This window comes from Bacillus sp. B4EP4a (assembly GCF_006680105.1).
Classification (GTDB): domain Bacteria; phylum Bacillota; class Bacilli; order Bacillales; family DSM-1321; genus Peribacillus; species Peribacillus simplex_E.
Window position 1 is genome coordinate 1 of the sequence record NZ_VHIK01000075.1, and the last position, 9,067, is coordinate 9,067.

Annotated in this window: 9 protein-coding genes; 5 read left to right on the forward strand and 4 right to left on the reverse strand. The window is 37.7% G+C overall.

What is annotated here, in order from left to right:
- Nucleotides 1–260: 260 nt before the first annotated feature.
- Genes pcp through FNK51_RS25530 form a run of 3 tightly spaced genes read right to left on the reverse strand, consistent with a single transcriptional unit; the run spans nt 261 to nt 2,592 of the window.
- The gene (pcp, locus tag FNK51_RS25520; RefSeq protein ID WP_141995142.1) at nt 261–908 is read right to left on the reverse strand and encodes a pyroglutamyl-peptidase I; all 648 of its coding nucleotides are present in this window, start codon (nt 906–908) and stop codon (nt 261–263) included.
- An 11-nt stretch (nt 909–919) separates the two neighbouring features.
- A complete protein-coding gene (locus FNK51_RS25525) occupies nt 920–1,882 on the reverse strand; it encodes a DUF979 domain-containing protein (RefSeq protein ID WP_141995143.1) in 963 nt (320 codons plus the stop codon).
- 35 nt (nt 1,883–1,917) lie between these two features.
- A complete protein-coding gene (locus FNK51_RS25530) occupies nt 1,918–2,592 on the reverse strand; it encodes a DUF969 domain-containing protein (RefSeq protein ID WP_098178254.1) in 675 nt (224 codons plus the stop codon).
- 491 nt (nt 2,593–3,083) lie between these two features.
- On the opposite strand from FNK51_RS25530, the gene FNK51_RS25535 reads away from it, so the two are divergent.
- The 4 genes from FNK51_RS25535 (at nt 3,084) to FNK51_RS25550 (ending at nt 5,500) form a co-directional block, all read left to right on the forward strand.
- Nucleotides 3,084–3,473 carry a VOC family protein gene (locus tag FNK51_RS25535; RefSeq protein ID WP_098373236.1) on the forward strand — a complete coding sequence of 130 codons (390 nt, stop codon included), beginning with the start codon at nt 3,084–3,086 and terminating at the stop codon, nt 3,471–3,473.
- Nucleotides 3,474–3,554: 81 nt separating this feature from the next.
- Nucleotides 3,555–3,962 (forward strand): hypothetical protein, encoded by a 408-nt coding sequence (locus FNK51_RS25540; protein ID WP_286178889.1) that lies wholly within the window; start codon nt 3,555–3,557, stop codon nt 3,960–3,962.
- A gap of 249 nt (nt 3,963–4,211) precedes the next feature.
- Nucleotides 4,212–4,661 carry a DinB family protein gene (locus tag FNK51_RS25545; protein WP_141995144.1) on the forward strand — a complete coding sequence of 150 codons (450 nt, stop codon included), beginning with the start codon at nt 4,212–4,214 and terminating at the stop codon, nt 4,659–4,661.
- Nucleotides 4,662–4,990: 329 nt separating this feature from the next.
- On the forward strand, nt 4,991–5,500 hold the full coding sequence (locus FNK51_RS25550; RefSeq protein WP_088090639.1) for a DinB family protein: 510 nt from the start codon (nt 4,991–4,993) through the stop codon (nt 5,498–5,500).
- 699 nt (nt 5,501–6,199) lie between these two features.
- Here the strand turns inward: FNK51_RS25550 and FNK51_RS25555 are convergent.
- Nucleotides 6,200–6,931: a hypothetical protein gene (locus tag FNK51_RS25555; protein WP_141995145.1), complete on the reverse strand. Its 732-nt coding sequence runs from the start codon at nt 6,929–6,931 to the stop codon at nt 6,200–6,202.
- A gap of 425 nt (nt 6,932–7,356) precedes the next feature.
- Here FNK51_RS25555 and FNK51_RS25560 point away from each other — a divergent pair, with 425 nt between their 5' ends.
- Nucleotides 7,357–8,517, forward strand: a complete 1,161-nt coding sequence (locus FNK51_RS25560; RefSeq protein ID WP_141995146.1) for a CapA family protein — start codon at nt 7,357–7,359, stop codon at nt 8,515–8,517.
- Nucleotides 8,518–9,067 lie beyond the last annotated feature (550 nt).

Sequence of the window (9,067 nt, forward strand, 5' to 3'; positions counted from 1 at the left end):
TAACATAAGGGAAATGAAAATTTTAGAGAAAGATATTGACATCCTATTAGCTGGTTTACTTCATTATCAGGAGCTGATCAGTAGCTCCTTTTATTATGGGAATTATTAATGAATGAGATTTGAGCACAAAAAGACCTCTTGATATGATGAAAGTGTCCCAAGCTCGTAAGCGAAAAGGACAAAAACATCATAAACATGAGGCCAATCATGAATTATAACCAAAACAAGTAAATCGGTCAAATTTTAAAAAAACGGTACAATTAATGGGTCGTCCCGCCTACTGTATGAATATCCGATTCATATTTAGCAGCTGTGACAGCAGCTATTTTTATGCCCTTAACAATTGTCTCAAGGCTTAAGCTAGGCGCTTCTTTATTAATAGTTTGCTCCGGAATGAAAGGAATATGGATAAATCCACCCCGGATGCTTGATGAGGTTCGGGTGATATAGTCCATTAATCCATAGAAGATATGGTTGCATACAAATGTTCCGGCGGTATGGGATACCGATGCAGGAATGTTGCTTTCCTTCATGTTTTCGACAATTCTTTTGATGGGGATCGTAGACCAATAGGCTACTGGCCCTTTGTCTGTAATAGGCTCATCAATAGGCTGGTTTCCCTGATTGTCTGGGATTCTAGCATCATCCATATTGATTGCCACCCTTTCAGGTGTGATGTGAAGCCGACCCCCGGCTTGTCCTACACAGATAACGATGTCAGGATTATGCTGCTGGATAAGCTGCTCCATTACTGCAACTGATTTCCCGAATACAGTTGGGATTTGTTCAGCAACTAGAGTCACATCATCAATAACTTCTCCATGTAACTGTTTTACTGCTTCCCAGGAAGGGTTTACTCTTTCTCCGCCAAAGGGCTCAAACCCGGTTAATAACACTTTTTGCTTCATGAAGATCCCTCCTATACTCCTAATGAAACAAGTAAGTACATAAGTACGATATTGAAAGCTAATACTGCCAAAGCTGTTGGAACTTGAACTTTTATGACATGGTTTTTATCTTTCAAGTCCAGCAAGGCTGCCGGCACAATATTAAAGTTGGCAGCCATTGGCGTCATTAATGTTCCACAATAACCCGCAAACATAGATATGGCAGCTATATGATTTGGATTAGCGTCAAATTGGTTAATCAGAAAAGGAATGGCGATACCTGCAGCCATAACCGGGAAGGCAGCAAAGGCGTTCCCCATGATCATAGTGAATATAGCCATGCCGAGACAGAAAATGACCACAACCCAAAATAGCGAACCTTCAGGAATGATTGCTGTTACAGCTTTGGAAACGACTGTACCAACCCCTGCATTTGTGTAAATGGTTCCCAATGTTGCAAGTAGCTGTGGCAGCAATACAGCCCAACCAATAGATTCTAGCAGGCGACGTGATTCTTTCACAGCTCCTGTAGGTGTTCCGCGTGTCATCACCATCGCAAAAATAATGGCAGTCAAACACGCCAGACCTAAAGCAACCATCGTTACATTAGATGGATCCAGCAAAGCCTTTCCCCCAATTTTAACACCGTCTAGCAGCTTAGAACCAGCTAAGGTTAAAATAGGAATCAAGATGGCGGGTAGGAAAAGACGGCCGCCAAGCCGTTTTCTTCGCTCTTCCTTTACAGTAATGCTTTCTTCAACATGTTCGCTTTTCTTTAACCCGCCACCTGCAATGATTAAAACCATAATAATAACCATAAGCCCAATGTAAAATGGCGGAATAATTTGGCCGAACATTAATGTAATTGAATAAATCAAGTAAAAGCTTCCCGTAGTCAACCGGCGGCTGTTCGTCCGATCAGTGAAAATATATAGGGAGCAGCCTAGAACAATGATGCCCATCAATACGTAAATCATTTCAACTGAGAATATCATAATAGATGCTCACTTTCTCTTTGGAGTGTTTATCATTATTGGCCACGACTGCCCAAACGTTTATCCAGCTTTTTATCAAACATACGGAGGCGAATGGCGTGTACAATAAAAGCAAAGATGGCAGTAGGAATTCCCCATAACGCCATTGATATTGGGTCAGCAGGTATATTGTTCTGTTCAAAAAATCCATTCATCAATAGAATTGCACCAACCGCCACGAAAATATCTTCTCCGAAAAACAAGCCGATATTATCGGTAGCGGCAGCGTGTGCACGGATTTCCTGTTGCTCTTTCTCCGGTAGCTTACCATATTTTGTTAGAGCAGCCCCTTCTGCCATTGGGGCAATCAGCGGACGTACAGTCTGCGGATGACCACCAAGGCTGTTTAAACCAAGAGCAGCTCCGACTTCCCTGATCAATAAATACATGGTCAATACCCGGCCAACTGTGATGGCTTTAATTTTTGATACAACCTTTGAAGCTTGCTGCTGGAGACCATTTTTTTCAAGCAGCCCAATAACGGGAAGCGTGACTATGAGAATAGACATGTACCTGTTAGTTGTAAATGCTTCGCCAAATTGCGTAATAATACTAGTAATGGGAATACCTGCAATCATCCCCGTAACGAGTGCTGAAATCGTTACCACAACTGCCGAATTGAATCTAAGTACGAAGCCAATCATGATTAAAAGAACACCAATTAGAACCATACATATCCCCTTTCTTATTATTAAAACTATTCTGCAAAAATATAAACTACATGTTATTGTACATTAAAGTAAGAATTTTTGAAATAAATTTTTTATTAATCCAAGTGACTAATTATGTGAAAATCAAAGTCTTTTATAATGAAAGAATAGAAAAAATGCATCAAAAATACTTATTTACAACAGTAGAAAAACTAAAAATGGGACACGCCTATTTCTGTGGAAGAAGCATTAAAGAGATTCAAGAATAATATCACCAGAAATAGGATTGTTATATAGTCTATTTAACTAACGGGTGCGAAGATCTAAGCTGACTTTAAGTTCGCTTTTTCTTTATTCATCTATCGAGCGCAGTTTAGTTGAAGAAGGATTATTGATTCTAGCTGCCGAATAGTTTAAATTAACCGATCCAGCTCCAGATGCGGTGCAAGGGGTCATCTTAGCCACAAAATGACTAAGGTAAAAAAATAGTTTAAATGAAAGAAGTGAAGGTTTTGATTAAATATAAATGCCTCCATCATGTAAGTCTTACTGTGACAGATTTGGAAAGAGCAAAAGAATTCTATGGTAAAACTTTATGTTTAAAAGAAATACAGCGTCCTGATTTTGATTTTCCAGGTGCCTGGTATGAAATAGAGGGACATCAACTTCACTTGATAGTCGATCCCTCTTCACAGACAATTCGTAAGGATAAAAGCTTATCCAGCAGAGAAGGTCACTTTGCCCTTAGAGTCGAGAACCACTATGATACTCTTAATTGGTTAAAACAGAATAAAGTTGAAATACTTGAAAAACCATACGGAAAAAGTGGATTTGCACAAATTTTTTGTGCCGACCCAGATGGTAATTTGATTGAACTAAATGTTAATCAAAAAGATCTATAAGTAGGCAAAGATAAAGGCTGCCATTACTGGCTATTTTCTTATTGAAGTAACGGGTCAGATTAGTTGAAGAAGGGCAAAGATATGATGTCTAATATACAGTACCTATGTTCAGGGTTAAGAGTAAGATACGAACAAGGTGTTAATTCAAGAGTAAGACAAGCCTGTATATATTTTGCTATTTGGTTACGAATAAATAAGAAATTTCCAATAAGGTGTGTTGTGTACATTAAGAAAGATTATCAGATTAAAACTTTAGATACTAAAGAGATGGTAAGTGCGACGTTTTTTGTTCCTTACGATAAGGATGTGGAGCCATACATTAGAGTTGCAACAGGGGATTATGAAGAATTAGTATCTGAACGAGGAGAAGAGGATGCTGTCTTTGCTATTTTAAATAGTATGGCTCACGAAATTATTCATTATCACAATGGATTGAGGATAGAGATTTTGATGAAGATGAGGCGGAAAACACAAGTACAATATTGGTAGATAATTATTATGATTGGACGGAGTGAAATTTCAAATTTCATTATTCAACAAATGGTGCTTTACTTCATTAATGGAGGTTGCTGCGGCAACCTTTTTCTTACGGAACTTATGGGGCAGTTTAGTTGAATAAGAATCCTTTTATTTCACTCGAATAAATGGAATTATATAGTAATATAAAAATGAAAGAAAATTGGTTTTTAAAAGGGGAAATCCTTTTGGAAAATTCATTCATTGGTGGTGAGATTCTCATTGGAAAATATCCAAAAGATGTATGAGCATTTAAATTGGGCTAATCAACGTATTCTTGAAACATTGCAAAGTATTGAAGATAAAAATCAAGAGGTGAGCCGTTTGTTTTCCCATATCCTACTTGCAGAAAAAGTATGGATGACTAGATTACGAGGATTGGACAGTTCACGACTGCCCATCTGGTCAGAGGTCGATATAGAAGTCTGTGCAGAGCTTGTTATGCAAAATAAAGAGAGTTTAACAACGTTTCTTACTAATTTATCAAATACTGACCTGGATAAATTAATATCCTACACAAATAGTAAAGGAAAAGAGTTTAAGAATTCTGTACGGGATATTTTAACTCATGTAGCATTGCATGGTCAGTATCATCGAGGACAGATTAACTCACGACTTCGAGCAGATGGTTTTGAACCAGTTAATATTGACTTTATTACATTTGTGAGATAGATGTATTCGGGGTAGCCTTGTTCAATACTAGTTTATGATTTGCGACTATGTTCCACTAACAGGTGCGTTAGCTGAAAATCGGAGCTGTCTTTAAGGCAGCTTCTTCTTTATGCAACTAACGGGGCAGGTTAGTGGAATAAAAAGTGAATTAATCCATTATTATGTGTATTATGTTAACTGCATAAATCAGTTGTACAGAGATAATAAAGTTGTTTAATTTGCAATTATTTTGCGGTAATGAAATTAAATATCAAATAAAGGAAATATCTTCTTGACAGTCGAATATTAGTCTAGAACCATAATTAACTATTCCGATGAGGAGGATTCTTGTGCGTCCACGACCATTATCTATTGAAAATCCAGAGTATGATAGGTATGTTAGTCTTGTGCCAGATGGAGATATTGAAGAGATACTTAGTAAGCAACGAACTAAGACCATTACCCTCTTGAGCAGCATATCAGAGGAGTCAGCAAGGAAGGCGTACGCACCAGGGAAATGGACTTTAAAAGAAGTGATTGGGCATATGGCCGACGTGGAACGTGTGATGTCGTATCGAATGCTTGCCATTGCACGAAATGAAAGTGCGCCACTCCCAGCAATGGATCAGGATCAATACGTTTCTGCGGCAAACTTCAACAAATTATCCTGGGAGCAGCTACTAGCTGGTTTAGACACGGTACGCTCCAACACGTTAAGTCTTATTTCAACCATTGATGATGCAGCATGGGATCGTAATGGAACTGTAATGAACAGCCCAGTTTCGATAGGTACCTTTGCATACGGCATTGTCGGGCACGAGTTACACCATATGAAAGTGATTAGTGATAAATACTTATAAGTCTTTTTCTATTAATGAAAAAACCTAATTTCTCATTTAATGCTGAGAAATTAGGTTTTTTAATATTGAAACTTCCTTAACGTTGTAAATCCGCATTTTCCTGACGCTACTGTACAGAGATAATAAAGTTGTTTAATTTACAATAAAGTCATTAAAAAATAATAATGTTTGTTTAAAAATCCTTATGTCACTAACGGGGCAGCATTCCTGTATTAACTGAAATACTAAAAAGTTTGTGAAGAAATCTACTTAAACTAACGGGTGCGTTAGTTCTATAAGGATCACTAAAAATAATCAAACTATTTTATAAAAACCGTATACTAAATCACTAGAAAAGAATCCATATTGATTATTTTTACAACATGGTTTCTTTTTATTTAGCTAATTTAGCTAATATGATGGGGTTCATGAGGACCTTTTGATCACTCCTACAGTTGATTCTTTTACGTGCAAATTATCACCTAAAGTAACAAGCTTTTTAATTGTTTACTATGAGTGTACTCAAAATTTACAAGATATTTTAAATTTATGTTATGAAATCAATCACTGAATGATATTCTAGTAAATGAGCCTAAAAAAGCCCCTCTATATATGAGAAGGGTATTTATCCGATATCCAAAGTGGTCACATATGAATGGTGCCCATTTTTAAAATTAGCTATTCGTTGAACAGTGACAAGTTAGCTCACTTCTAGTAAGTCTATTCATCATTCGCTTCGTTCGCGATTTGCTTTAAGTATCCTTTTGGAATGGACTGCGTCAAACGGAAATGCTTTGTATACGACTGATCCTTTGTCGTAGTGATTTCAATAAGCAGCTCATCGTGTGAGCTAAGTTTATACGGCTCATGAATGAAGACATCGACAGATTTTCCTTTTTTAAGAGCTAAGGGGAACACAGCTTCTTCAAAGGAAATCGTCGCTACGCTGTCATAGTGGCCAATCGAATCAATCGTTATATCTTCGGGTGCTGTATATGTATAGAGAAGTGCTTCATCTTGCTTTGTTACCTCAACACCCTCATCTTTCAATAAAAGCACGAGAATTGTCTCAATTGGTGAATAGGCTTCAAACGAAATGTCAACGGGTACTGCACGTCCATCTAGAGATAGAAAATACTCGAGTTGATCGTCTGTCAGTTCAACAATATCTTCTCTCAGCTCATAGCCATTTTGCTTTGCTAGTACTTGTGTATAATCCGTTTCCCCATCCCCGTTCGAACGAGGCGGATAAAAACCTTTTGTTTCGTGTGCAATTTCCATTACATACGTACTATCATCTTGCTCAACTATATAGGAGACTGCTAGAGTTTTAGCAGCTTCGTCAAATTGAACCGACATGACAACTGGCTCTTTTAAATGCGTTTTAGGCCAAGCGAAATACGTTCCTATCGCTATAATAATCACCACTAAAATTATGATCCATTTCTTCACCTATTTGCCTCCTTGCTCACTTCGTTTTAAAATTTTCTGCCTAGTGTTAAAGATTCATCCAAACTTATAGGCAAATATTATTACTTCTATTCTATCGTAAATATCAAGAGCCGAGACTAATTAATTAGTCTCGGCTTAGTTTCAAACAAACGTACTAAAGCTTTTGAATGTATCTAACGTGCAAAATAGCACTTAAAATATACGCAAATTACCGCATAAAGTGACAGACAAGTGCTTTCAGATACAGTAGGCATATCAGAGCTAGCAAGCACATCTGACATAGCAACACATGATATGTCTCACTTTTTTTCCTATTTCGTTATCTGTTTCAAACAAATGATGTGTTCATTTTAAATATCAAATAGATATTTTTGTTGTTATTTCCTAAAAACACCCTACTATAATAGTAGGAGGTAGCATTTGCCATGAAAAGAATACTAGTGTTTCTAGCTACATTTATGTGTTTGTTATGGATTCTTGCACCATTTGTAAAAGGTCAATTTCAAGAAGAACCAAAAGTCTCGGAAACAAAGGCAGAAAATAAAAAGAAACTTAAACCCGAAAACGCTTCATCTCACGCTCATACACCTGTTCCGGAACAAAAAGTAACTGCAGCAACCATAGGCGCTGTGGGAGATATTTTAATTCACGATAGGGTGTATAAACCCGCCCGCAAGTCAAACGGCTCGTATGACTTTAATCCGATGTTCCGATTTGTGAAGCCCTATCTGGGAAAAACGGATATTACGGTGGCTAATCAGGAAACGATGATCGGCGGGAAAGAAATAGGGCTTTCCTCATATCCTTCCTTTAATTCACCGGTTGAGGTGGGAGATGCTCTAAAGGAAAACGGGGTTGATCTCGTGACAATCGCCAATAACCATACACTTGACCGAGGAGAAAAGGCCATTTTGAATGCGCTTAACCACTGGAACAGTATTGGGATGCCATATACAGGAGCTTATCAATCGTCTGAAGACCAGAAGATCATTCGGATATTGAAAAGAAACGATATTACCTTTTCGTTTCTCAGCTATACGTATGGAACGAACGGGATTCCTGTTCCTGAGGGGAAGCCGCATCTTGTGAATTTAATTGATACCACGAGAATTCAGGCGGAAGTTAAAGAGGCAGAGAAAGTTTCAGATGTCGTTGTGGTCAGCCTGCATTTCGGCAAAGAGTATGAACGGTTGCCTAATGATGAACAAGAGCAGCTTGCTCAAACGACAGCTAATGCAGGTGCTGATATTATTATTGGCCACCACCCACACGTTTTGCAGCCTGTTTCATGGCTTACAAAACCAAACGGCGAACGGGCATTTGTTGCTTATTCGCTTGGGAATTTCTTATCCGGCCAGCAGGGAGATTACAAAGACATCGGCGGTATTATGCAAATTGGAGTAAAGAAAATCCAAACCGGGGATGATGTGAAAATCGAACTGCAAAATCCAAAATTCCTGCCAACTTGGGTCAACCGGCCATATGAGATCATTCCAATGAAAGCCTTGAGTGATCAGTCTGATAAATATAACGAAATCCAAAAACATATGAATCAATTCATGCCTGAACTGTCATTTGATTTTTAATGAAGGTACAGTCTTTGGCATTGGAAAAAACTAATTGTTTTACATAATGAAAAAGCCACCGGCTATGTAGCCGGTGGACCGCATATTCCTCCTAATTGGTAAATATTATTCACCATGTTCCAGCTAAACGGCTTGAACCAACAGACGAACACGACTCCCTATTATTTATGAGAAATAAGCTTTTACATAATCAAAAATAGAAAAAATGAAGAAAACCCCTGCAATCAAAATTTTCGGGGGTTTTCTTCCTATAAGTTCGTTTAGTGTAAACCAGAACCATCCAGCAACCACTGAACAATTAATAACTGGTGGCGTTAGCTTAAGATCAGAGCGTTCTTTAAGGTAGTTTTTTCTTTATGCAACTAACGGGGCAGGTTAGTTCAACAAGCTTTAATTAAGAAATATTCCCATTTCAAACTTATTTAGAGCAAGGTTATTTCTTGCTTTTTTCTTTGTGTTTTAAAGTTGCTTTTTATTCAAAAAGGGCATTTTTTGTTGAAAAATAATACTTTTAGTGTAAAATTACACTAAAAAGGAGTATTTAGTATAT

What these genes read in the sequence shown, in the direction of transcription:
- pcp (WP_141995142.1), bottom strand. Translation starts at nt 908, where the DNA reads ATGAAGCAAAAAGTGTTATTAACCGGGTTTGAGCCCTTTGGCGGAGAA.
- FNK51_RS25525 (WP_141995143.1), bottom strand. Translation starts at nt 1,882, where the DNA reads ATGATATTCTCAGTTGAAATGATTTACGTATTGATGGGCATCATTGTT.
- FNK51_RS25530 (WP_098178254.1), bottom strand. Translation starts at nt 2,592, where the DNA reads ATGGTTCTAATTGGTGTTCTTTTAATCATGATTGGCTTCGTACTTAGA.
- FNK51_RS25540 (WP_286178889.1), top strand. Translation starts at nt 3,555, where the DNA reads ATGATGTCTAATATACAGTACCTATGTTCAGGGTTAAGAGTAAGATAC.
- FNK51_RS25560 (WP_141995146.1), top strand. Translation starts at nt 7,357, where the DNA reads ATGAAAAGAATACTAGTGTTTCTAGCTACATTTATGTGTTTGTTATGG.